Annotated in this window: 6 protein-coding genes and 1 pseudogene; 5 read left to right on the forward strand and 2 right to left on the reverse strand. The window is 72.5% G+C overall.

From position 1 onward, the window contains the following. The first annotated feature begins 57 nt into the window (after positions 1-57). From AC6F7H_RS00250 to AC6F7H_RS00270, 5 genes and pseudogenes are all read left to right on the forward strand, one after another. The gene (locus AC6F7H_RS00250) at positions 58-10896 is read left to right on the forward strand and encodes a type I polyketide synthase (RefSeq protein ID WP_500754462.1); all 10839 of its coding nucleotides are present in this window, start codon (positions 58-60) and stop codon (positions 10894-10896) included. 89 nt (positions 10897-10985) lie between these two features. After that, positions 10986-22736 (forward strand): annotated as a pseudogene (locus AC6F7H_RS00255) (SDR family NAD(P)-dependent oxidoreductase); the annotation flags it as partial. Between the two features lie 32 nt (positions 22737-22768). Next, complete coding sequence (locus AC6F7H_RS00260) at positions 22769-24145, forward strand: NAD(P)/FAD-dependent oxidoreductase (protein ID WP_500754463.1); 1377 nt, start codon at positions 22769-22771, stop codon at positions 24143-24145. 92 nt (positions 24146-24237) lie between these two features. After that, on the forward strand, positions 24238-24435 hold the full coding sequence (locus tag AC6F7H_RS00265; RefSeq protein ID WP_500754464.1) for a ferredoxin: 198 nt from the start codon (positions 24238-24240) through the stop codon (positions 24433-24435). Between the two features lie 116 nt (positions 24436-24551). Beyond that, positions 24552-25772 (forward strand): cytochrome P450, encoded by a 1221-nt coding sequence (locus tag AC6F7H_RS00270; protein ID WP_500754465.1) that lies wholly within the window; start codon positions 24552-24554, stop codon positions 25770-25772. A gap of 96 nt (positions 25773-25868) precedes the next feature. Here the strand turns inward: AC6F7H_RS00270 and AC6F7H_RS00275 are convergent, their stop codons facing one another. Next, positions 25869-26075 (reverse strand): helix-turn-helix domain-containing protein, encoded by a 207-nt coding sequence (locus tag AC6F7H_RS00275; protein ID WP_500754467.1) that lies wholly within the window; start codon positions 26073-26075, stop codon positions 25869-25871. 59 nt (positions 26076-26134) lie between these two features. Continuing rightward, positions 26135-26761, reverse strand: coding sequence for a hypothetical protein (locus AC6F7H_RS00280; protein ID WP_500754468.1), 627 nt, complete (start codon positions 26759-26761; stop codon positions 26135-26137). Between the last annotated feature and the right edge of the window lie 26 nt (positions 26762-26787).

The following is a 26787-nucleotide window of genomic DNA, read 5'->3' on the forward strand; positions in this document are numbered from 1 at the left end:
CGGCCCACGCACACACCCGAACCGTTCTCCGCCCTGCTCGCCTAGAAAGGCTGACCGATGAGCACTCCGCCCTCCGACCGGATGGAAGCCGCCCTGCCCGCGATCCGTCTGCTCCAGAAGCGCGCGGCCGACCTCGAGGCCCAGCGCACGGAGCCGATCGCCGTGGTCTCGATGGCCTGCCGCCTGCCGGGGGGCATCGGAACGCCGGAGGCGTTCTGGGACCTGCTGTCCCGCGGCGGAGACGCGGTCGGAGGCCTGCCCAGGCGGTGGGAGGGCCTGGGCCTGTACGACCCGGACCCCGAGGCCGCCGGCAAGTCCTACGCCCGCGAGGGCGGGTTCATCGAGGACATCGAGGGCTTCGACGCCGAGTTCTTCGGCATCTCCCCGCGTGAGGCGCAGTCGATGGACCCGCAGCAGCGGATCGTCCTGGAGACGGCCTGGGAGTCCCTGGAGAGGGCGGGCATCCGCCCCGGCACCCTCAACGAGTCACGCACGGGCGTGTACCTGGGCACCATGGGCTCCGACTACGACGCCCTGACCCACTACGACCTGGACGCCCTCGACGGCTATGTGAGCTCGGGCAACGCGAGCAGCGTGCTGTCAGGCCGTGTCTCGTACGCGCTCGGCCTTCAGGGCCCGGCCGTCACGGTGGACACGGCGTGTTCGTCGTCGCTGGTCGCCCTGCACCTCGCGGTCTCGGCACTGCGCACCCGGGAATGCGGTCTCGCCCTCGCCGGTGGTGTCACCGTCATGTCGACGCCGTCGACGTTCGTCGAGTTCAGCCGCCTCAAGGGCCTGTCGGCCGACGGCCGCTGCAAGAGCTTCTCCGCCGACGCCGACGGGGTCGGCTGGGCCGAGGGCGCCGGTGTGCTGGTCCTGAAGCGCCTCTCCGACGCCCAGCGCGACGGCGACCACATCCTCGCCGTCATCCGCGGCAGCGCCGTCAACCAGGACGGCCGCAGCCAGGGACTGACCGCCCCCAACGGCCCCTCCCAGCAGCGCGTCGTCCAGGACGCACTCACGGCAGCCCGCCTGACCCCGGACGACATCGACGCCATCGAGGCCCACGGCACCGGCACCAGCCTCGGCGACCCCATCGAGGCCGGCGCCCTCGCCGAGGTCTTCGGACCCACGCGCACGGCCGACCGGCCGCTGCTTCTGGGCTCGTCCAAGTCGAACATCGGCCACGCCCAGGCCGCGGCGGGCGCCATCGGCGTGATCAAGACAGTGCTGGCGTTGCAGCACGACACCCTGCCCAAGACCCTGCACGCCGACCAGCCCAGCCCCCACATCCAGTGGGACGACTCCGGCCTGGAACTGCTCCAGGAGGCCCGCCCGTGGGTGCGGGGTGAGCGGGTACGCCGCGCGGGCATCTCGTCGTTCGGTCTCAGCGGCACCAACGCACACGTGATCCTGGAGGAGGCGCCCGCCGTCGAGGCGGCCGAGACCGCCGAGGCTCCTCGGCTTCCGGTGCCGATCGTGGTGTCGGGCCGGACTGAGGCCGCACTGCGGGAGCAGGCGGGACGCTGGGCGGACTGGCTGGAGCGCCAGGACGAGGTCCCGCTGGCCGATGTGGCCGTCACGGCCGCGCTGCACCGCACCCACTTCGACACCCGGGCGGCGGTGCTCGCCGAGTCGGTGGAGCAGGCCGTTGAGACCCTGCGCGCCCTGGCCGAAGACCAGGCGCACGAGCGTGTGGTCACCGGCACGGCCCAGCCGCGCGGGAAGACGGTCTTCGTCTATCCCGGGCAGGGCAGCCAGTGGATCGGCATGGGCCGCGACCTGCTCTCTCAGTCGCCGGTGTTCGCCGAGACGATCGACGCCTGCGACACCGCTCTGAAGCCCTTCACCGGCTGGTCGGTGCGCGAGGTCCTCACCGGTGAGGGTGGCGAGCACCCGCCGCACGACCGGGTGGATGTCATCCAGCCCGCACTCTTCGCCATGGGCGTGGCCCTGTCCGCGCTGTGGCGTTCCCACGGCATCGAACCGGACGCGGTCATCGGCCACTCCCAGGGCGAAGTCGTCGCCGCAGTGGTCGCCGGCGCGCTGACCCTTGAGCAGGGCGCGCAGATCGTCGCGCAGCGTTCCCAGGCGGTCCTGGCCCGCTCAGGCCAGGGCGGCATGGCCCTCATCGAACGCCCCCAGGCCGAGGTCGAGGAGTTCATCGCCCCCTACGGCCAGGCGTTGTCGATCGCCGCCACCAACACCTCAACATCGACGGTCATCTCCGGCGAAGCCAACGCCATCGCCGAGATCGTCACCCGCCTCACCGAAGACGGCGTCTACGCCCGCAAGGTCAACGTCGACTACGCCTCCCACCACGCCCACATGGACCCCCTCCTGCCCGACCTCGCGGCAGGCTTCACCAACATCACCCCCACCACCACCCAGACCGCGTTCTACTCCACCGTCACCGGCCACATCACCGACGGCACCGAACTCGACGGCACCTACTGGTGCCGCAACCTGCGCGAGACCGTCCGCTTCGACCAGGCCCTCACCCACCTCCTGGCCGACCACCACACCACCTACATCGAGATCAGCGCCCACCCGGTGCTGTCGATGCCCCTGACCAACGCCGCCACCGAACACAACGGCATCGTGGTGGGCACCCTCGCCCGCAACCACGGCAGCCTGACCCAACTCCTGCGCAACCTCAGCCTGCTCCACGTCCAGGGCCACACCACCGACTGGACCAAAACCCTCCCCGCCCCCGCCGGACAGGCACCCCTGCCCACCTACCCCTTCCAGCACGAGCGTTTCTGGACCGACCCCACCCACACCCCCCAGGACACCACCTCACTCGGACTCCACGCCTCCACCCACCCCTGGCTCGGAGCCGCCACCGCCCTCGCCAACGGCGAAGGCCACCTCCTCACCGGACGCCTCTCCCCCACCCAACACCCCTGGCTCAACGACCACACCGTCTACAACACCCCCCTCCTCCCCGGCACCGGACTCCTGGACCTCGCGTTCGCCGCTGCCCGTGAGGTCGGGGCGGCCGGCGTCGGCGAGCTGACGCTGACCGAGCCGCTGGTCGTGCGGGATGCCGTTCGGTTGCAGGTGGTGGTCGGCCCGGAGGCGAACGGTCGTCGCTCGCTGGCCGTCTACAGCCAGTCGGAGGACTCGCTGGGCGGCGTGTGGCGTCGGCACGCGACGGGCGAGCTCGTGGCGGACTCGCCCGAGGACGGATCCGGTACGGAGGCGCTCGCGCAGTGGCCGGTCGCAGGTGCCGAGCGCGTGGAACTCGACGGGTACTACGACCGGTTCGAGTCACAGGGCCTCGGGTACGGCCCGGCGTTCCGCGGGCTGCGGGAGCTGTGGCGTGACAGGGACCGCGGCTTCGGTCTCGTACGACTTCCCGAGGAGGTCGCACCGGGTGAGTTCGGCGTGCACCCGGCGCTGCTCGACGCCGCCCTGCACGTCATCGGGGCGCTGCGCGACGGGGACGACTCCGTGGTGCTGCCCTTCGAGTGGAGCGGCGCGGAGCTGCTCGCCGGGGGCGGCACGGAACTGCGGGTCGAGGTCGAGCTCGACCGGGTGGCGTCCGTCGCCCGCATCCGGGCGGTGGACACCGCGGGACACCCGGTCCTGTCGGTGCGGGAGCTGCGCCTGCGCGAGGTGACGTCCGACCAGATACGGGTCGCCGAGCGGGTGGAGCACCTGTACCGGTTGGCGTTCGAGCCGCTGCGTGCGACGGGCACGGACGCGGCCACCGCCGGTGACGGTGACAGCGGCGCGTCGGACGTGTTCGAGGACGCCGTCGTCCTGGGTGCTCGCTCCGAGCTGGGTGCCGCGCTCGGCCTCGACGTGGTCGCCGGCGTGGACGAGTTGCTGGCCGGGGAGTCCGTTCCGGGTCTCGTCCTGGTCGACGCGACGCGTCCCGTGTCGGGCGAGGACGGTGCCGCGCAGACGGCCGCCGCCGCCCTGACCACGCTTCAGAGCCTCCTCGGTGAGCCGCGGTTCGCGTCGACGGCGCTGGTCTGGGTGACGCGCCGGGCCGTGGGCGACGGCGTGTCCGACCTGGTGCACTCTCCGCTGTGGGGGCTGCTTCGGACCGCCGCGAACGAATACGGCGAGCGTTCGGTGCGTCTGGTGGATCTGGACGCCGGCGCGGTGGACGCCGAGCTGCTGGAGCAGGCCATCGCGGTCGAGGGAGAGCCCGAGATCGCCCTGCGCGACGGCCGCATCCTCGTCGCCCGCCTGACCCGCACCGACCAGCCCGACGACGCCGAAGCCCCGCGCTTCGACCCCGAGGGCACGGTCCTGATCACCGGCGGCACCGGCGAACTCGGCCGACAGCTCGCCACCCGCCTCGTCCACGAACACGGCATCCGCCACCTGACCCTCACCTCACGCCGAGGCACCCACGCCCCCGGCACCGAGGACCTCATCACCACCCTCACCCAGGCCGGAGCCGACACCGTCGACATCCACGCCTGCGACATCACCGACCACCACCAGACCGCCACCCTCATCAACAACCTCACCCGCCCCCTCACCGGCGTCTTCCACCTCGCCGGCACCCTCGACGACGGCCTCATCACCACCCAAACCCCCCAACGCCTCCACCAGGTCCTCGCCCCCAAGATCGACGGCGCCCTCCACCTGCACGCACTGACCACCGACCACAACCTCGCCGCCTTCGTCCTCTTCTCCTCCGCAGCGGGAATCCTGGGTACGGCGGGTCAGAGCACCTACGCGGCGGCGAACACCTTCCTCGACGCGCTCGCCGAACACCGCCGGGCTCAGGGCCAGGTCGCCATCAGCCTCTCGTGGGGTCTGTGGGAGCAGGCCGGCATCGGCATGACCGCCCACCTCGGCGACGCCGAACTCGCCGGGATCCGCCGGCAGGGCATCGGTTCGCTGTCGGAGGCGGAGGGCATGCGACTGCTCCACGCCGCGCTCACCCAGCCGTATGCGCATCTCGCCCCGGTCAAGCTGGAGTTGGCGGAGTTGCAGCGGGCCGCGGACCGGGGCGGCGAGGTCGCGCCGAGGTTCCGCGGACTGGTGCGGCCTCGGCTGCGGCAGGCGGGCCGGGCCGCGGCGCGGCCGTCGGCGCTCCGGGACCGTCTGGCCGCCCTGTCCGACGTGGAACGGCGCAGGGATCTGACGCGTCTGGTGTGCGACGAGGCGGCGATCATCCTCGGCGTCTCCGACGCGGCGGGTCTCGGTCCGGACCAAGTCCTGAAGGACCTGGGCATCGACTCGGTGATGGCGGTCGAACTGCGCCGCCGTCTGTCGGCCGAGACGGACACCGCCCTGCCGGCGACCCTCGCCTTCGACTACCCCACCCCCACCGCCATCGCCGGGCTCCTCCTCGACAAGCTCGACCTGACGAACGTCCCCCAGCGGACGGCCGTCGCGCGTCGCACCCGCCGCGCAGGAGCGGACGAGCCGATCGCGGTGGTGTCGATGGCCTGCCGCCTGCCCGGCGGGATCGGCACCCCCGAGGACTACTGGCGGCTGCTGGTCAGCGGATCCGACGCCATCAGCGGCCTGCCCAAGCGGTGGGACAGCCTGGGCCTGTACGACCCGGACCCCGAGGCCGCCGGCAAGTCCTACGCCCGTGAAGGCGGGTTCATCGAGGACATCGAGGGCTTCGACGCCGAGTTCTTCGGGATCACCCCGCGTGAGGCGCAGTCGATGGACCCGCAGCAGCGGATCGTCCTCGAGACCGTCTGGGAGGCCCTCGAACGGGCAGGCGTCCGCCCCGACGCCCTCAACGAGTCCCGCACCGGCGTCTACCTCGGCACCATGGGCTCCGACTACGACAATCCCCACAACCACGACTACGAGGCCCTCGACGGTTACCTCGGCACGGGCAACACGAGCAGTGTCCTGTCCGGCCGTGTCTCGTACACTCTGGGCCTTCAGGGTCCGGCCCTGACCGTGGACACGGCGTGCTCGTCGTCGCTGGTCGCCACCCACCTCGGTGTGACCGCCCTGCGCAGCGGCGAGTGCGACACCGCCCTGGTCGGCGGCGTCACCGTCATGTCCACCCCCGCCCTCTTCGTCGAGTTCAGCCGCCTCAAGGGCATGGCCGCCGACGGCCGCTGCAAGAGCTTCTCCGCCGACGCCGACGGCGCCGGCTGGGCCGAAGGCGCCGGCATCCTCCTCCTCAAGCGCCTCTCCGACGCCCAGCGCGACGGCGACCACATCCTCGCCGTCATCCGCGGCAGCGCCGTCAACCAGGACGGCCGCAGCCAGGGACTGACCGCCCCCAACGGCCCCTCCCAGCAGCGCGTCGTCCAGGACGCACTCACGGCAGCCCGCCTGACCCCCGACGACATCGACGCCATCGAGGCCCACGGCACCGGCACCAGCCTCGGCGACCCCATCGAGGCCGGCGCCCTCGCCGAGGTCTTCGGACCCACCCGCGCCCAGGACCACCCCCTCTACCTGGGCTCCTCCAAGTCGAACATCGGCCACGCACAAGCAGCCGCCGGCGTCGCGGGCGTCATCAAGATGATCCTCGCCCTCCAGCACGACACCCTGCCCAAGACCCTGCACGCCGACCAGCCCAGCCCCCACATCCAGTGGGACGACTCCGGCCTGGAACTGCTCCAGGAGGCCCGCCCGTGGGTGCGGGGTGAGCGGGTACGCCGCGCGGGCATCTCGTCGTTCGGTCTCAGCGGCACCAACGCACACGTGATCCTGGAGGAGGCGCCCGCCGTCGAGGCGACGGAGACCGCCGAGGCTCCTCGGCTTCCGGTGCCGATCGTGGTGTCGGGCCGGACTGAGGCCGCACTGCGGGAGCAGGCGGGACGCTGGGCGGACTGGCTGGAGCGCCAGGACGAGGTCCCGCTGGCCGATGTGGCCGTCACGGCCGCGCTGCACCGCACCCACTTCGACACCCGGGCGGCGGTGCTCGCCGAGTCGGTGGAGCAGGCCGTTGAGACCCTGCGCGCCCTGGCCGAAGACCAGGCGCACGAGCGTGTGGTCACCGGCACGGCCCAGCCGCGCGGGAAGACGGTCTTCGTCTATCCCGGGCAGGGCAGCCAGTGGATCGGCATGGGCCGCGACCTGCTCACCCAGTCGCCGGTGTTCGCCGAGACGATCGACGCCTGCGACACCGCTCTGAAGCCCTTCACCGGCTGGTCGGTGCGCGAGGTCCTCACCGGTGAGGGTGGCGAGCACCCGCCGCACGACCGGGTGGATGTCATCCAGCCCGCACTCTTCGCCATGGGCGTGGCCCTGTCCGCGCTGTGGCGTTCCCACGGCATCGAACCGGACGCGGTCATCGGCCACTCCCAGGGCGAAGTCGTCGCCGCAGTGGTCGCCGGCGCGCTGACCCTTGAGCAGGGCGCGCAGATCGTCGCGCAGCGTTCCCAGGCGGTCCTGGCCCGCTCAGGCCAGGGCGGCATGGCCCTCATCGAACGCCCCCAGGCCGAGGTCGAGGAGTTCATCGCCCCCTACGGCCAGGCGTTGTCGATCGCCGCCACCAACACCTCAACATCGACGGTCATCTCCGGCGAAGCCAACGCCATCGCCGAGATCGTCACCCGCCTCACCGAAGACGGCGTCTACGCCCGCAAGGTCAACGTCGACTACGCCTCCCACCACGCCCACATGGACCCCCTCCTGCCCGACCTCGCGGCAGGCTTCACCAACATCACCCCCACCACCACCCAGACCGCGTTCTACTCCACCGTCACCGGCCACATCACCGACGGCACCGAACTCGACGGCACCTACTGGTGCCGCAACCTGCGCGAGACCGTCCGCTTCGACCAGGCCCTCACCCACCTCCTGGCCGACCACCACACCACCTACATCGAGATCAGCGCCCACCCGGTGCTGTCGATGCCCCTGACCAACGCCGCCACCGAACACAACGGCATCGTGGTGGGCACCCTCGCCCGCAACCACGGCAGCCTGACCCAACTCCTGCGCAACCTCAGCCTGCTCCACGTCCAGGGCCACACCACCGACTGGACCAAAACCCTCCCCGCCCCCGCCGGACAGGCACCCCTGCCCACCTACCCCTTCCAGCACGAGCGTTTCTGGCTGGAGTCCACGAGTCGCGGCACCAACCCCGGTTCTCTGGGCCTGGACGCTTCCACCCACCCCTGGCTCGGAGCCGCCACCGCCCTCGCCAACGGCGAAGGCCACCTCCTCACCGGACGCCTCTCCCCCACCCAACACCCCTGGCTCAACGACCACACCGTCTACAACACCCCCCTCCTCCCCGGCACCGGACTCCTCGAACTGGCCTGGACCGCAGCCACCGAAACCGGAGCCACCCGCGTCGACGAACTCACCCTCGCCGAGCCCCTCGTCCTGCCCGAACCCGGCGAGACCAGCACCCACATACGACTCCAGGTCACCGTCGGCGCGGCCGAGGCGGACGGACGGCGTCCGGTCTCGGTGCACAGCCGCCGGGACACCCAGGAGGAGTGGACCTGTCACGCCACCGGCCTGCTCGGTGGCGACGGGGCCGACGCCGGGGCCGAGGCCACCGGGTCGGCGCGCGAGTTCGCCGAGCTGGCCCGCTGGCCGGTCGCCGGTGCGGAACCGCTGGACGTGGCCGCCTTCTACGAGCGGTACGCGAAGCAGGGCATCGGGTACGGCCCGGCGTTCCGGGGCGTGACCGAGCTGTGGCACCGGCCGGGCAGCGCCTTCGCGCTGGTGCGGCTGCCGGAGGGGCTCGACGGGTCCGCGTACGGCGTGCATCCGGCGCTGCTCGACGCGGCGGTCCAGACGCTCGCGGCGGCGCGGGACGGGAACGCGGCGGCCGGGTCGGAGCCGGAGCAGGTGCTGTTGCCGTTCGAGTGGAGCGGCGCCGAGCTGCATCGTGCCGGCGCCACCGAGCTGCGCGTGCGCGCCGACTGGGACCCGGACGCTGCCGAGGGCGGCGTCTGGGTGGTGGATGCCACCGGGAGTCCGCTGGCCTCAGCCCGGCTGCGCGCCAGGACGGCGACGCCGGACCAGATCCGCGCTAGCCGCCCGGTGGAGCACCTCTACCGGGTGGAGTTCCAGGCCGTGCCCCTGCCCAGCGGGGTGGAGACGCCGGCCACCTGGGTCGTCGGCGGTGGGGACCGCCTCGCGCAGGCACTCGGCGTTCAGCGCTTGGTCGATCTGGACGCGCTGGCCGCCGAGCTGGAGAGCACGGAGGTACGGCCTTCCCGCCTGGTCCTGGACGTGACCGGGAAGGTACCGGGAGACAGTGCGCAGGCGGCCCGGCAGCTGGCCGCGGACGCCATGGAGACGTTGCGGTTCGCCCTGGACGACGGGCGCCTGGAGACCACCGAACTGGTTTGGGTCACCCGTGAGTCGGTCGTGGCCGTACCGTCCGACGGCGTGCCCGACCTGGCGCAGGCCCCGCTGTGGGGCTTCCTGCGGGTCGCCCGCAACGAGCACCCCGACCGGCCGATCCGCCTGGTCGATCTGGGTGCGGAGGAATCCGACGCGGACGTGCTGGCCCGGGCGCTCGGTGTCGCGGGCGAGCCGGAGCTCGTGGTGCGGCAGGGCGTTCCGTACGTGCCTCGCCTGACCCGGGTCGGGCAGTCGGAGGGAGGCGAGGCGGCGGACACTCCGCGCTTCGACCCCGAGGGCACGGTCCTGATCACCGGCGGCACCGGCGAACTCGGCCGACAGCTCGCCACCCACCTCGTCCACGAACACGGCATCCGCCACCTGACCCTCACCTCACGCCGAGGCACCCACGCCCCCGGCACCGAGGACCTCATCACCACCCTCACCCAGGCCGGAGCCGACACCGTCGACATCCACGCCTGCGACATCACCGACCACCACCAGACCGCCACCCTCATCAACAACCTCACCCGCCCCCTCACCGGCGTCTTCCACCTCGCCGGCACCCTCGACGACGGCCTCATCACCACCCAAACCCCCCAACGCCTCCACCAGGTCCTCGCCCCCAAGATCGACGGCGCCCTCCACCTGCACGCACTGACCACCGACCACAACCTCGCCGCCTTCGTCCTCTTCTCCTCCGCAGCCGGCGTCCTCGGCGGCGCCGGACAAAGCACCTACGCAGCCGCCAACACCTTCCTCGACGCACTCGCCCAACACCGCCACACCCAAGGCCAAGTCGCCACCAGCCTCTCCTGGGGCCTGTGGCAACAAGCCGGCATCGGCATGACCGCCCACCTCGGCGACGCCGAACTCGCCCGCATGCGCCGCCAAGGCGTCACCGCCCTCACCACCCAACAAGCCCTCCACCTCCTCGACACCACCCTCACCGCCAACCACCCCCACACCATCCCGCTGAAGCTCGACCTGGGCTCGGTGCGCCGTGAGGCGGAGCGGAGCGGTGACGTGCCCGCCCTCTTCCGCGGCTTGGTGCGGGCGAGGCAGCGCCGGGCGGGTGCGGCGGCAGCGGCCCCGGGCGCGCTGCGCGACCGGCTGCTCGCGCTGTCCGAGGAGGAGCGGCACGCGTCGGTGCTGGAGGTGGTGCGGCGCGAGGTCGCCGTCGTCCTGGGCATAGCGGACGCCGCGAGTGTCGGCGCCCAGCAGGTGCTCAAGGATCTCGGCATCGACTCGGTGATGGCGGTCGAGCTGCGCCGCCGCCTGTCGGCCGAGACCGGGGTGTCGCTGCCGGCGACCCTCGCCTTCGACTACCCCACCCCCACCGCCATCGCCGGGCTCCTGCTCGACAAGCTCGCACTCGGCGGCGCCGGTTCGGGCGCCTCGGCACCGCGCCTGACGAAGAACCAGATCGACGCACTCGTGGAGCTGCTGCGCTCCGCGACGCCGGAACAGCTCACGACGCAGGGCCTCGTGGCCAGCTTCGTGGACCTGCACGCGGCGCTGTCGAAGACGGCCGCCGCCGAGCCCGGCGAACCCGAGATGGACGCCGCGGACGTCACGGACAGCAGCCAAGAAGACCTCCTCGATTTCCTGGACCGCAAGTTTGGAGTGGGCAAGTGAGCGCTACCGACGTGCAGAAGCTCGAGACCTATCTGCGACGTACGACGAACGCGCTGCTGCAGGCCGAGAACGACCTCGCCTCGGAGCGCGCCGCGAAGACGGAGCCGATCGCGGTGGTGTCGATGGCCTGCCGCCTGCCCGGCGGGATCGACACCCCCGAGGACTACTGGCGGCTGCTGGTCAGCGGATCCGACGCCATCAGCGGCCTGCCCAAGCGGTGGGACAGCCTGGGCCTGTACGACCCGGACCCCGAGGCCGCCGGCAAGTCCTACGCCCGTGAAGGCGGGTTCATCGAGGACATCGAGGGCTTCGACGCGGAGTTCTTCGGCATCTCCCCGCGTGAGGCGCAGTCGATGGACCCGCAGCAGCGGATCATCCTCGAGACCGTCTGGGAGGCCCTGGAGCGCGCCGGTGTCCGCCCCGACACGCTCTCGGAGTCCCGCACCGGCGTCTACCTCGGCACGATGAGCTCCGACTACGGCAAGCAGGCGGGCCTGGGCGATCTGGACGGGTACGTCAGCACCGGCAACGCGAGCAGTGTGGTGTCGGGCCGTGTCTCGTACACTCTGGGCCTTCAGGGTCCGGCCGTCACGGTGGACACGGCGTGCTCGTCGTCGCTGGTCGCCACCCACCTCGGTGTGACCGCCCTGCGCAGCGGCGAGTGCGACACCGCCCTGGTCGGCGGCGTCACCGTCATGTCCACCCCCGCCCTCTTCGTCGAGTTCAGCCGCCTCAAGGGCATGGCCGCCGACGGCCGCTGCAAGAGCTTCTCCGCCGACGCCGACGGCGCCGGCTGGGCCGAAGGCGCCGGCATCCTCCTCCTCAAGCGCCTCTCCGACGCCCAGCGCGACGGCGACCACATCCTCGCCGTCATCCGCGGCAGCGCCGTCAACCAGGACGGCCGCAGCCAGGGACTGACCGCCCCCAACGGCCCCTCCCAGCAGCGCGTCGTCCAGGACGCACTCACGGCAGCCCGCCTGACCCCCGACGACATCGACGCCATCGAGGCCCACGGCACCGGCACCAGCCTCGGCGACCCCATCGAGGCCGGCGCCCTCGCCGAGGTCTTCGGACCCACCCGCGCCCAGGACCACCCCCTCTACCTGGGCTCCTCCAAGTCGAACATCGGCCACGCACAAGCAGCCGCCGGCGTCGCGGGCGTCATCAAGATGATCCTCGCCCTCCAGCACGACACCCTGCCCAAGACCCTGCACGCCGACCAGCCCAGCCCCCACATCCAGTGGGACGACTCCGGCCTGGAACTGCTCCAGGAGGCCCGCCCGTGGGTGCGGGGTGAGCGGGTACGCCGCGCGGGCATCTCGTCGTTCGGTCTCAGCGGCACCAACGCACACGTGATCCTGGAGGAGGCGCCCGCCGTCGAGGCGACGGAGACCGCCGAGGCTCCTCGGCTTCCGGTGCCGATCGTGGTGTCGGGCCGGACTGAGGCCGCACTGCGGGAGCAGGCGGGACGCTGGGCGGACTGGCTGGAGCGCCAGGACGAGGTCCCGCTGGCCGATGTGGCCGTCACGGCCGCGCTGCACCGCACCCACTTCGACACCCGGGCGGCGGTGCTCGCCGAGTCGGTGGAGCAGGCCGTTGAGACCCTGCGCGCCCTGGCCGAAGACCAGGCGCACGAGCGTGTGGTCACCGGCACGGCCCAGCCGCGCGGGAAGACGGTCTTCGTCTATCCCGGGCAGGGCAGCCAGTGGATCGGCATGGGCCGCGACCTGCTCTCTCAGTCGCCGGTGTTCGCCGAGACGATCGACGCCTGCGACACCGCTCTGAAGCCCTTCACCGGCTGGTCGGTGCGCGAGGTCCTCACCGGTGAGGGTGGCGAGCACCCGCCGCACGACCGGGTGGATGTCATCCAGCCCGCACTCTTCGCCATGGGCGTGGCCCTGTCCGCGCTGTGGCGTTCCCACGGCATCGAACCGGACGCGGTCATCGGCCACTCCCAGGGCGAAGTCGTCGCCGCAGTGGTCGCCGGCGCGCTGACCCTTGAGCAGGGCGCGCAGATCGTCGCGCAGCGTTCCCAGGCGGTCCTGGCCCGCTCAGGCCAGGGCGGCATGGCCCTCATCGAACGCCCCCAGGCCGAGGTCGAGGAGTTCATCGCCCCCTACGGCCAGGCGTTGTCGATCGCCGCCACCAACACCTCAACATCGACGGTCATCTCCGGCGAAGCCAACGCCATCGCCGAGATCGTCACCCGCCTCACCGAAGACGGCGTCTACGCCCGCAAGGTCAACGTCGACTACGCCTCCCACCACGCCCACATGGACCCCCTCCTGCCCGACCTCGCGGCAGGCTTCACCAACATCACCCCCACCACCACCCAGACCGCGTTCTACTCCACCGTCACCGGCCACATCACCGACGGCACCGAACTCGACGGCACCTACTGGTGCCGCAACCTGCGCGAGACCGTCCGCTTCGACCAGGCCCTCACCCACCTCCTGGCCGACCACCACACCACCTACATCGAGATCAGCGCCCACCCGGTGCTGTCGATGCCCCTGACCAACGCCGCCACCGAACACAACGGCATCGTGGTGGGCACCCTCGCCCGCAACCACGGCAGCCTGACCCAACTCCTGCGCAACCTCAGCCTGCTCCACGTCCAGGGCCACACCACCGACTGGACCAAAACCCTCCCCGCCCCCGCCGGACAGGCACCCCTGCCCACCTACCCCTTCCAGCACGAGCGTTTCTGGACCGACCCCACCCACACCCCCCAGGACACCACCTCACTCGGACTCCACGCCTCCACCCACCCCTGGCTCGGAGCCGCCACCGCCCTCGCCAACGGCGAAGGCCACCTCCTCACCGGACGCCTCTCCCCCACCCAACACCCCTGGCTCAACGACCACACCGTCTACAACACCCCCCTCCTCCCCGGCACCGGACTCCTCGAACTGGCCTGGACCGCAGCCACCGAAACCGGAGCCACCCGCGTCGACGAACTCACCCTCGCCGAGCCCCTCGTCCTGCCCGAACCCGGCGAGACCAACACCCACATACGACTCCAGGTCACCGTCGGCGCGCCGGACGACTCGGGCCGCTGCGAGGTGGCCGTATACAGCCAGCAGGAGGACGGCCAGGAGACCTGGACGTGCCATGCCACCGGTGTTCTCGGAGGCGCTTCGGACCAGGACGGCGCTGACGCCGCCGCTTCCGGGTCGTCGTCCGCGCTCGCGCAGTGGCCGGTGTCCGGAGCGGAGCGGGTGGAACTGGACGGTCTGTACGACCGGCTGTCGGAGCAGGGCCTCGGGTACGGGCCCGCCTTCCAGGGGCTGCGGGAGCTGTGGCGCAAGGACGGCGTCGGATACGGCCTCGTCCGCCTTCCCGAGGGGGTCGCACCGGGTGAGTTCGGCGTGCACCCGGCGCTGCTCGACGCCGCCCTGCACACCCTCGCGGCGCTGCGCAGCACCGAAGAGGCCGTGATCCTGCCGTTCGAGTGGAGCGCTGCCGAGCTGCGTTCGACCGGGCCCGGCGAGCTGCGGGTGCGGGTGGAGCTGGACGACGCCCAGACGTCGGCGCGGGTTCTCGCCGCCGATCCGGCCGGGAATGTCGTGGTGTCGGGAACACTGGCGCTGCGTGAGGCGACGCGCGAGCAGATTCGCGGCAGCCGGTCCGCCCGGCATCTGTACAAGGTCGCGTTCACGCCGGCCCGTGCTCTGCGTGAGGTGCCGCACGAGGACCTGTGGGTGCTCGGCGGGTCGGGCGATCTCGCCCGCGCGCTCGGTACCGAGGCCGTAGCGGACCTGGCGGCCGCGCTCGCCGGGCTCGGTGAGGACGAGCTGCCGCCCGCGCGGATCGTGGTGGACGCCACGGGCTCCGCTCCGGGCGGCGGCGTGGTCGACGCGGAGTCCGTTCGGGATGCCGCCGCGGCTGTCCTGACGCAGGTTCAGGACGTCGTCGCGGAGCCGCGTCTTGCCGAGGCCGAGGTGGTCTGGGTGACGCGTGGCGCTGTGGGTGAGGGTGCGTACGACCTCGCGCACGCGCCCGTGTGGGGCGTGGTCCGCGCGGCCCGGGCGGAGTACGCGGAGCGTTCGGTGCGTCTGGTGGATCTGGACGCCGGTGCGGTGGACGCCGAGCTGCTGGAGCAGGCCATCGCGGTCGAGGGAGAGCCCGAGATCGCCCTGCGCGACGGCCGCATCCTCGTCGCCCGCCTGACCCGCACCGACCAACCCGACGACGCCGAAGCCCCGCGCTTCGACCCCGAGGGCACGGTCCTGATCACCGGCGGCACCGGCGAACTCGGCCGACAGCTCGCCACCCACCTCGTCCACGAACACGGCATCCGCCACCTGACCCTCACCTCACGCCGAGGCACCCACGCCCCCGGCACCGAGGACCTCATCACCACCCTCACCCAGGCCGGAGCCGACACCGTCGACATCCACGCCTGCGACATCACCGACCACCACCAGACCGCCACCCTCATCAACAACCTCACCCGCCCCCTCACCGGCGTCTTCCACCTCGCCGGCACCCTCGACGACGGCCTCATCACCACCCAAACCCCCCAACGCCTCCACCAGGTCCTCGCCCCCAAGATCGACGGCGCCCTCCACCTGCACGCACTGACCACCGACCACAACCTCGCCGCCTTCGTCCTCTTCTCCTCCGCAGCCGGCGTCCTCGGCGGCGCCGGACAAAGCACCTACGCAGCCGCCAACACCTTCCTCGACGCACTCGCCCAACACCGCCACACCCAAGGCCAAGTCGCCACCAGCCTCTCCTGGGGCCTGTGGCAACAAGCCGGCATCGGCATGACCGCCCACCTCGGCGACGCCGAACTCGCCCGCATGCGCCGCCAAGGCGTCACCGCCCTCACCACCCAACAAGCCCTCCACCTCCTCGACACCACCCTCACCACCAACCACCCCCACACCATCCCGCTGAAGCTCGAACTCACCACGTTGCAGCGGGACTTCGATCGTGACGGGGAGACGCGTCCGCTGCTCCGGTCGCTGCTGCGTGCTCCGCGCAGGCGGGCCGCCGGCGCCGTCGAGGGCGGCACGCTGCGCGATCGGCTCGCGCCGCTCTCCGACGACGAGCGGGGCAAGGAGCTGTCCACTCTCGTGTGCGGTGAGGCTGCCGTGGTGCTCGGCATCGCGGACGGTGCGGCGCTCGGGGCGGGCCAGGTGCTGAAGGACCTGGGCATCGACTCGCTGATGGCGGTCGAGCTGCGCCGCCGTCTGTCGGCCGTGACGGGGGTGTCGCTGCCGGCGACCCTCGCCTTCGACTACCCCACCCCCACCGCCATCGCCGGGCTCCTGCTCGACAAGCTCGCGCTCGGCGGCGCATCGAAGCCGGCCGCCACTCGTCGTGCGCGCCGCGGCACCGCCGAGGAGCCCATCGCGGTCGTGTCGATGGCCTGCCGCCTGCCCGGTGGCATCGACACCCCCGAGGACTACTGGCGGCTGCTGGTCAGCGGTGGCGACGCCGTCGGCTCGTTCCCGAGCCGGTGGTCCGGACTCGATCTGTACGACCCGGACCCGGAGGCGGACGGCAAGTGCTACGCCCGTGAAGGCGGGTTCCTCAACGACATCGAGGGCTTCGACGCGGAGTTCTTCGGGATCACCCCGCGTGAGGCGCAGTCGATGGACCCGCAGCAGCGGATCATCCTCGAGACCGTCTGGGAGGCCCTGGAGCGCGCCGGTGTCCGCCCCGACACGCTCTCGGAGTCCCGCACCGGCGTCTACCTCGGCACCATGGGCTCCGACTACGGGAACCTGTACAACCACGACCTGGGCGGGCTCGACGGCTACCTGAGCACCGGCAACGCGAGCAGTGTGCTGTCCGGCCGGGTGTCGTACACCCTCGGTCTTCAGGGTCCGGCCCTGACCGTGGACACGGCGTGCTCGTCGTCGCTGGTCGCCACCCACCTCGGTGTGACCGCCCTGCGCAGCGGCGAGTGCGAGACGGCGCTGGTCGGTGGTGTCACCGTCATGTCGACACCGGCGACGTTCGTCGAGTTCAGCCGTCTCAAGGGTCTGTCGGCCGACGGCCGTTGCCGGAGCTTCTCCGCCGACGCCGACGGCGCCGGCTGGGCCGAGGGCGCCGGCATCCTCCTCCTCAAGCGCCTCTCCGACGCCCAGCGCGACGGCGACCACATCCTCGCCGTCATCCGCGGCAGCGCCGTCAACCAGGACGGCCGCAGCCAGGGACTGACCGCCCCCAACGGCCCCTCCCAGCAGCGCGTCGTCCAGGACGCACTCACGGCAGCCCGCCTGACCCCCGACGACATCGACGCCATCGAGGCCCACGGCACCGGCACCAGCCTCGGCGACCCCATCGAGGCCGGCGCCCTCGCCGAGGTCTTCGGACCCACCCGCGCCCAGGACCACCCCCTCTACCTGGGCTCCTCCAAGTCGAACATCGGCCACGCACAAGCAGCCGCCGGCGTCGCGGGCGTCATCAAGATGATCCTCGCCCTCCAGCACGACACCCTGCCCAAGACCCTGCACGCCGACCAGCCCAGCCCCCACATCCAGTGGGACGACTCCGGCCTGCAACTCCTCCAGGAAGCCCGCCCCTGGGAACGCGGCGAACGACAGCGCCGAGCCGGCATCTCCTCCTTCGGCCTCAGCGGCACCAACGCACACCTCATCCTCGAAGAAGCACCCGCCGTCGAGGCGGTCACGTCGGACGGCACGGACACACCGCAGGTCCCGGTGCCCGTGCTCCTTTCGGGCCGCAACGAGGCCGCACTGCGGGAGCAGGCGGGGCGCTGGGCGGACTGGCTGGAGCGCCACGACGAGGTCCCGCTGGCCGATGTGGCCGTCACGGCCGCGCTGCACCGCACCCACTTCGACACCCGGGCCGCCGTCCTCGCCTCGTCGGCCGACGAGGCCGTGGCCGGACTGCGGGCGCTGGGTGGCGGTGCCTCGCACGCCGCTGTCGTCCGGGGCGAGGTGACCGGTGACGCCGGACTCGGCGTCCTGTTCACCGGGCAGGGCAGCCAGTACGGCGGTATGGGGCGGCAGTTGTACGACGCCTTCCCCGCCTACCGTGCCGCGTTCGACGCGGTGTGCGCGGCCGTCGACCCGCATCTGGGGAGGTCCCTGGGCGAGCTGGTGTTCTCCGGCGGTGACGACGGTGACGGCACCGGCGCGCTGATCCACGAGACCCGCTTCACCCAGCCCGCGCTGTTCGCGCTGGAGGTCGCTCTCTACCGGCTGTGGGAGTCGTGGGGCGTCACCGCGACGACCGTCGCGGGGCACTCCGTCGGCGAGTTCGCCGCGGCCCATGTCGCGGGGGTGCTGAGCCTTCAGGACGCGGCTCGGCTGGTCGTCGCCCGCGGGCGTCTCATGCAGTCCTGCCGCACCGACGGTGCGATGGTCTCCGTCGAAGCCGGCGAGGCCGAGGTGCTCGACGCGATCGGCGACCGTGCGGGCGTCGGCATCGCCGCCCTCAACACCCCGACGCAGACCGTCGTCAGCGGCGACGCCGACGCCGTCACCGCCCTCGCCGAGCACTTCGCCGGCCAGGGGCTGCGCACCCACCGGCTGACTGTCTCGCACGCCTTCCACAGCACCCACATGGACGCGATGCTCGACGAGTACGCCGCCGTGGCCGCCGACTGCGACTACCGGGCGCCCGCGATCCCGCTGGTGGACACGCGCACCGGCGTCTGGCACCCGGCCGGCACCGCCGAGGGCGAGGGGATCCGCTCGCCGGAGCACTGGGTGCGCCAGGTCCGTGAGGCGGTCCGGTTCACCGATGCCCTCGGCACGCTCGCGGAGCACGGCGTCCGGCGCTTCCTCGAGTGCGGCCCGGCTCCCGCGCTCACGCACATGGGCACGCAGACGCTGAGCGCCGGTCACTTCACGCCGAGCATGCGCAACGCGGCCAAGGCGGGCGAGGGCACGGCGGACGAGCCCCGTACGCTGCTGGCCGCGCTCGCCCGGCTGCACACGGCGGGCCACCGCGTGGACTGGTCCCGCACCCCGCTGCCCGCCTCGGGCGGTCCCGTCGAGCTGCCGACGTACGCCTTCCAGCGCACGCGCTACTGGAAGGAGCCGGCGTCGCGCACGGATGTGCGCGGTTCGGGTCTGGGGCAGGGCAGCCACCCCTGGCTGCCCGCGACGGCGGTGCTGGCGGGCGGCGACGGACATCTGCTGTACGGTGCCGTCTCCGCGGCCGAGTACCCCTGGCTGGCCGACCACGCCGTGTTCGACTCCGTGCTGCTGCCCGGCACCGGTCTGCTGGACCTGGCCTGGGCGGCCGCGCACACCGTGGGCGCCGCACGCGTCGCGCACCTCACGCTCGCCCGGCCCCTGGTCCTCGACGGATCCGCACGGACGCGGCTCCAGGTGCGCGTCGGCGAGCCGGCGGAGGAGGGACGGCGCACGATCGCCGTCTACAGCCAGCCCGAGGACGCCGTGGACCAGCAGGTGTGGACCCTGCACGCCGAGGGAGAGCTGGACGACGTCCGGGTTCCGAGCGGCGAGGCGTTCGCCGAGCTGAGCGCCTGGCCTGTACCCGGTGCGGACGGCGTGGAGCTGGACGGCTTCTACGACGGGATGGCGGCGAAGGGCGTCGGATACGGGCCGGCCTTCCGCGGCCTGACCGAGCTGTCCCGCCGGGACGGCGTCGCCTACGGGCGCATCGTGCTGCCGGACGGTGACACCGCCGGCACGAACGGGTTCGGGGTGCACCCGGCGCTGTTCGACGCGGCCCTGCACACCCTCGCGGGCACCACCCCGGGCGGCGAGCAGGACACCGACGGCGACTCGGTGCTGCTCCCGTTCGCCTGGACGGACGTCACGCTGTACGCGACGGGCGCCACCGAGCTGCGCGTGCGTGTCGAGCTGGAGCCGTCCGGCGAGGGCGAGGGCGGCGAGCCCCGCGCGTCGGTGCTCCTCGCCGACGGCACCGGCCGGCCGGTGGCATCGGCGAGCGGCCTGCGGTTGCAGCGTGCGAGCGCCGAGCAGCTGCGGGCCGGCGGGCGCGACACCGACCATCTGTACCGGGTGGAGTTCCAGCCGGTGGAGGCGGAGGCGCTGCCCGCGTCCGGCGCCGACGGTACGGCGGGCACGCTGGTCCTCGGCGACGGGAACGGGTTCGTCGCACGGTCCTTGGACGCCCCGGCCTTCGCGGACCTCGACGGGCTCCTCGCCTCTGACCCGGCGCCCCGGCGCATCGTGGTCGACCGCACACCGCGGCCGTCCGGCACCGCCGGTCCGTCCGCGGCCGAGCGGGCACACGCCACCGCGACCGGTGAACTCGCTCTGGTTCAGCGGTTGCTGGCGTCACCGACGCTGGTCGACACCGAGGTCGTGTGGGTGACCGGCGACGCGGTCAGCACCCGCCCCGACGACACGGTCGCCGCACTCGGCACCGCTCCGCTGTGGGGTCTGGTCCGCTCGCTGCGGGCGGAGAGCCCGGAGCGGACGTGGCGTCTGGTCGACGTCGACGCGGACGCCGCGGTCCCGGACCTGTTCGCGGCGGCCCTGTCCGTCACCGGCGAACCGGAACTGGCGCTGCGGGGCGAGATGGTGTTCGTCTCGCGTCTGGCACGGGCCGGTTCCGGCAGCACGGTGCGGGTGCCGGACACCGGGGCGTGGGCCCTGGACGTGCGGGAGAAGGGCAGGCTCGACACGTTCGAGGCCGTGCCCCTGGACACGGCTGAACCGCTCGGCCCCGGCGAGGTCCGGGTCCAGGTGCGCGCGGCCGGACTGAACTTCCGTGACGTGCTCAACGCCCTCGACATGGTGCACGCCCCGAAGTTCGGCCTGGAATGTGCCGGAGTCGTGCTGGAGGTGGGTGCTGAGGTGAGGCATCTGCGGGCCGGTGACCGGGTGATGGGCCTGGCCGTGGGCTCCTTCGGCACCGAGGTCCGCGCCGACGCCCGGGTCATGACCCCCATCCCCGACCACCTCTCCTACGCCGAAGCGGCAACCGTCCCCCTCACCTTCCTCACCGCCTACCACGGCCTGGTCGACCTCGGCAGACTCCAGGCCGGCGAGAAGATCCTCATCCACGCCGCCGCCGGCGGCGTCGGCATGGCCGCCGTCCAGCTCGCCCGGCACTTCCGCGCCGAGGTCTACGGCACCGCCAGCACCGCCAAATGGCCCGCCCTGCGCGCCATGGGCCTCGCCGACGACCACATCGCCTCCTCCCGCGACACCACCTACGCCGACACCTGGAACGACGTGCCCTTCGACGTCGTCCTCAACTCCCTCGCACGCGAATTCGTCGACACCACCCTGACGATGCTGACCGACGGCGGCCGCTTCCTGGAGATGGGCAAGACCGACATCCGCGACCCCGACCAGGTCACCACCGACCACCCCGGCGTGCGCTACCAGGCCTTCGACCTCATGGACAGCGGCGCCGACCGCATCCAGGAGATGCTCCAGGAAATCACCGCACTCCTGGCCGACGGCACGATCCGTCCGCTGCCCCTGCACGCCTACGACGTCCGCGAGGCGCCCAGCGCGTTCCGGTTCATGGCGCAGGGCCGGCACACCGGCAAGCTGGTCCTCACCCTGCCCCGCCCGCTGGACCCCGAGGGCACCGCCCTCATCACCGGCGGCACCGGCGCACTCGGCCAGGCCCTCGCCGAACACCTCATCCGCACCCACGGCATACGCCACCTCGTCCTCACCTCCCGCCGCGGCCCCGACACCCCCGGCGCCGACACCCTCACCACCCACCTCACCACCGCAGGCGCCACCACCGTGCGCATCGTCGCCTGCGACGTCAGCCGCCGCGACGACGTCGCCGCCGCCGTCTCCACGGTGGCCGCGGACCACCCGCTGACCGCGGTGGTGCACCTGGCCGCCGTTCTCGACGACGGCATCGCGCGCAACCAGGACGCGGACCGGATGGCCGCGGTCCTCGCGCCGAAGGTCGACGGGGCGGTGCATCTGCACGAGCTGACCGCCGGTCAGGATCTGGCCGTCTTCGCACTGTTCTCGTCGGTGGCGGGCACGTTCGGGTCCCCCGGGCAGGTCAACTACGCGGCCGCGAACGCCTTCCTGGACGCCTTCGCCGCCTACCGCCGCACCCGCGGGCTGCCGGGGCTCAGCCTCGCCTGGGGGCTGTGGGACCAGGGCGGAGCGGGCATGACCGCGCACCTCGGCGAGGCCGAACTGGCCCGGATGCGCCGCGGAGGGGCCCGGGCCCTTGGTGTCGACGAGGGGCTCGCGCTGTTCGACGCCGCCCTGCGCCGGCCCGAGGCGCATCTGGCGCCGGTCAGGCTGGACCTGGCTGCGCTGGCGCAGCAGGAGGACGTGGCACCGCTGCTGCGTTCCCTGGTGCGGCCGCGGCTGCGGCAGGCAGCGGCCACCGCGCCGCAGGGTTCGGACTTCCTCGACCGGCTCGCCGCCCTGGGCGAGGCGGAGCGGTTCGAGACGCTCACCGAGTTCGTCCGCGGTGAGGTGGCGGCGGCCGTCGGTCTGCCTGGCGCGCACGCGGTGGCCGCGGAGAAGCCGTTGCAGGGTCTGGGCCTGGACTCGCTGATGTCCGTCGACCTGAAGAACCGCATCGCCGCCCAGACCGGTGCCGAGCTGCCCAGCACGCTGGCGTTCGACTACCCGACACCGCGGGCGATCGCGGAGTTCCTCCTCGGCAGGCTGCGGCTCGGCAGCGCGGCACAGGACGGCCCGCCGCAGGACCCCATGGCCGCCGCGCAGTGGGCCATCGGCAAGGCCGGCGCCACGCTGCTGCGGGAGAGCGGACTGCTCGCGCAGCTGCTCGACCTGGCCCAGGGCATGGACCTGCCGAAGCAGCGCGGTGCGAGCGATGCCCTCCGGGCGGCCGAGTCGCTCAGCGACTCGGACATCGACCGGGCCCTGGACCTCGTGCTCGGCGACTTCGCCGCCTGACCGCTACTGATGATCACGAAAGGAAGACAGTGATGAGTGCCCGGACCGTGGTGATGGGTGGAGGGATCTCAGGTCTGTCCGTGGCGCTGCTGCTGGCGCGACGGGGCTTCGAGGTGACCGTGCTGGAGCGCGACCAGGCCCCGCCCGGAGACCTGGCCGCCATCGGCGACTGGCACCGCCCCGGTGCCCCGCAGACCCGCCAACTGCACACCTTCCTGGGGCTGTTCCGGCAGCACCTGCTCACGCATCTGCCCGATGTGTACGAGGATCTGCTGGCCAACGGCGCCGAGGAGGTCAGCATCGCCACGCCCGCCGGCACCACCCCGCCCGGTGCCGAGGACCTCGCGGTCCTGGCGGCGCGGCGCCCCACCATGGAGTGGGCGCTGGAACGCGCCCTGCGCCGGGAGCCGGGCGTCGAGATCCACTACGGGACGTCGGTGCGCCGGGCCGAGGTGAGGGACGGCCGGATCAGCGGCGTACGGGTGCGCGGCGGCGTCGTCGACGCGGACGTGCTCATCGACGCGGCGGGCCGACGCTCGCCGCTGCGTGAGGACTTCACCGTCCTGGAGGGGGAGGAGGACTGCGGGGTCGTGTACAACACGCGGTTCTACCGGCTGCGCGACGGGGTGCAGCGGCCGCCGCTCAAACGCGGCGTGACGACGATGGTCGCCGGCGACGGATTCGGCGCCGGGCTCTTCTACCACGACAACCGCACGTTCGCGATCGGCATCGGCCGCCTCCCCGACGACAACGACCTCAAGGCGCTGCGTGAGGCGGAGGCCTTCGACCAGGTCACCGCGCTCTTCCCGGAGTTCGAGCCGTGGCTGCGTCCCGACGTCGGCGAAGTGCTGACCGAGGTCGTCCCCATGGCCGGGCTGCGCAACACCCTGCGCGGCCTGGCGCCCGACGCCCCCGTGGGCTACGGCGTCGTGGGCGACGCGCTGTGCACGACCGATCCGGCCTTCGGGCGTGGTGCGTCGGTGGCGATGCACCAGGCCGTGCTGCTCGCCGAGGCGTTCGCCGGGGAGCCGGGCTCTCTGCCCGGGCTCGTCCGGGACGTGACCGCGCAGGCCCAGGCGTGGGTGCGGCCCTGGTTCGACGACTCGGTCCAGGCCGACATCGCCCGCACCCGGCTCTGGCAGGCCGCGGTGGATGGGCACCGTCTGCCGCAGGGTGCGGCGATGCCGCCGGTGAGCCTGTTCAGCCTCATGGAGGCCGGGGAACACGACGGGCATCTGTGGCAGGCGGCGCAGCGCGTGGCCGGCCTGCTGGCCCCCCTCGACAGCCTGGACACCCCCGAGAACCGGCGGCGCCTGCAGGAGGTGTGGGCGTCGGGCTGGCGTCCGCAGGCCCTCTCCGGGCCGGGCCGGTCCGACCTCGTCGAGGTGCTGGCCGCGTCCTCCCGCTGAACGCCGCGTCCTCCGGCTGGACCCGAAGGCGTACGCACGCCGGACCGAAGGCATACGCAAGAACACGCACCCGTAGGAACGAAGGATCCCGGATGAAGATCATTGCCGATGCCGGTCGTTGCATCGGAGCCGGCCAGTGCGTCATGGCCGCCGAGTCCGTCTTCGACCAGGACCCCGCCACCGGCGAAGTCGTGCTGCTGGTGGCGAGGGTTCCGGCCGACGAGGTGGACGCGGTCCTCGACGCGGTGTCGACCTGCCCCACCGGCGCTCTGGCCACGGCGCAGGACTGAGCGCGCCGCGACGTCCCCTCGCACGGCTCCGAGGCCGGCCACCCCCACGTGGCCGGCCCGCGGCGACGGCCGCGGAGCCCACGATCTACCCCTCCCCCCCCACGATCGGAGAACGTATGACGACCGAGACCACACGGGAGTCCCACCCCGTCCGGGACGCGGCGAACGAGCCGCGGCCCATCCCGTTGACCCGGTCTTGTCCTTTCACACCCCCCGCCGAGCTCACCGCCCTGCGTGAGCGTGCACCCCTCAGCCGGATCGCGAACCCGGACGGCACGACCGGCTGGCTCGTCACCGACCACGCGTTGGCCCGGAAGGTGCTCAGCGATCCCCGTTTCAGCGCCCGTCAGGAGCTGATGAGTTCACCGCTGACGGACCGCAGGGCCGAACCGGCGATGCCGGGCGGCTTCCTGTTCATGGACCCCCCGGAGCACACCCGGTACCGCAAACTGCTCACCGGCCGGTTCACCGTGCGCCGTATGAGGCGGCTGGAGACACGGGTCGAGGAGGTCACCGGCGGGCAGCTGGCCCTGCTGCGTGCCCAGGGGCCGGGCGCGGACCTGGTCGAGCACTTCGCGCTGCCGATCCCGTCGCTGATGATCTGTGAGCTGCTCGGAGTGCCGTACGAGGACCACGAGTTCTTCCAGTCCAGGGCCGTGGCCATCTTCCGGCTGGTGCAGGACCCCGAGGAGGCCTCGGCGGCGTACGCGGCGTTGCGGACGTACCTGCTCGACCTCGTGCGGCGGCGCCGTGAAGAGCCGGCCGACGACATCCTGAGCGAGCTGGTGACGGACGGCGCTCTCACGGACGACGAGCTCATCGGCATGGCCCTGCTGCTGCTCCTGACCGGGCACGAGACCACCGCGAACATGCTCGCCATGGGCACGTTCGCGCTGCTGGCCCACCCCGGTCAGCTGGCGCTGCTGCGCGAGGACCCGTCGCTGATCGACGGTGCGGTGGAGGAGTTGCTGCGCTACCTGAGCATCATGCACGTGGGCCTGCCGCGGGCCGCGATGGAGGACGTCGAGCTGGCCGGCCGTGTGATCGGCGAGGGCGAGACCGTCACGGTGTCCGTGCCGGCGGCCAACCGGGACCCGGAGAAGTTCGGCCCGTCGGAGGACCTGGACATCACCCGACCGGCCACCGGGCACGTGGCCTTCGGGCACGGCATCCACCAGTGCCTGGGGCAGCAGCTGGCGCGTATCGAGATGCGGATCGGCCTCAACGGGCTGCTACGCGAGTTCCCCGGCCTGCGACTGGACGTCCCGGTCTCCGAGGTGCCGGTGCGCAGCGACATGGGTGTCTACGGCGTGCACCGGCTGCCGGTCACCTGGTGACCTCCCCCTGAGCCCCCGCCGGTGTGCTCTCCCCCGTTCCGCGGGCCTCCGGGCCCGTGGAACGGGGGTCCGGACGGGAGTTGGCCGAGGGGTGGCCTATTCGGCGCTCTTCGCGTGCTCGGCGTTCTTCGCGATCAGGGCGGTCAGTTCCTGGAGGGAGTACTCACGACGGCGGGGCCGGCCGTAGCGGGTGAGCTTGCCGCGGGTGGCCCACTGCCGGATGGTGGCCTCGGAGACTCCCGCGGCGAGGGCGGCGAGCTGGGTGGGGACCGTGCGCGTGCCGGCCTTCTTGACGGCGGTCATGGGGGGGCCTTCCGTGAGTGCGTGAGGTCGGAGCTGAGCGGGGCGCGGACCGGCCGGGCTCACGCGCGGCCGCTCAGCAGCAGCCAGCGGTCCGGCGGCAGCACATGCCCGGCCCCGCAACGCACCACGTGTGTCGAATCGGCGCCCCGCGACGTGCGGACGCGTTCCTCGCAGTCGGTGACCGGGCAGGAGCCGAGCTCCTGCGGGACGGCCGGCCTGGGGGCGAGCGCCGAGCGCGCCACGTTGGTGACCCTGCGGACCTCGGCCGCGCACTCACCTGCGGCCGGGTGGGCGGCGAGCCAGTCGAGATGGCGGGTAAGGAAGGCCGCGAGCGTACCGACCTCGCGCCTGGACGGCCCGGTCACCCCCCGCTCCGCGACGATGGCGCCGGCCCACGAGGCGAGCACCGGAACCATGTCACCGCGGGCCTGGAGAGCCGCTTCGTTGAGCCGGATGCCCTGCCGGGCACGGCCCGAGCTGACCCGCTCGGTGATTCCGGTCCGCGCTGGTGAGAGCGCTTCCTCACAACCGTCGTACAGGCCCGGAAGACTGACGAGGTCCTCCTTCAGCCGGGCACGGCACACCAGGCAGAGCCGCTGCCCCGAGGCGGCCGTCCGAGGCTGGGGCTTGCCCGACTGCCGGTCGTGACGGCAATGGACTGCTTCGCACAGTGACTGAATGGCCATCCGTTCTCTGCTTCCCTCCCCGTTCC

It is taken from the genome of Streptomyces sp. MMS24-W38 (genome assembly GCF_059889265.1).

Bases quoted from the DNA above. Each gene is read 5' to 3' on its own strand.
- AC6F7H_RS00260 (WP_500754463.1), top strand. From the start codon at position 22,769: ATGAGTGCCCGGACCGTGGTGATGGGTGGAGGGATCTCAGGTCTGTCC.
- AC6F7H_RS00270 (WP_500754465.1), top strand. From the start codon at position 24,552: ATGACGACCGAGACCACACGGGAGTCCCACCCCGTCCGGGACGCGGCG.
- AC6F7H_RS00250 (WP_500754462.1), top strand. From the start codon at position 58: ATGAGCACTCCGCCCTCCGACCGGATGGAAGCCGCCCTGCCCGCGATC.
- AC6F7H_RS00280 (WP_500754468.1), bottom strand. From the start codon at position 26,761: ATGGCCATTCAGTCACTGTGCGAAGCAGTCCATTGCCGTCACGACCGG.
- AC6F7H_RS00275 (WP_500754467.1), bottom strand. From the start codon at position 26,075: ATGACCGCCGTCAAGAAGGCCGGCACGCGCACGGTCCCCACCCAGCTC.
- AC6F7H_RS00265 (WP_500754464.1), top strand. From the start codon at position 24,238: ATGAAGATCATTGCCGATGCCGGTCGTTGCATCGGAGCCGGCCAGTGC.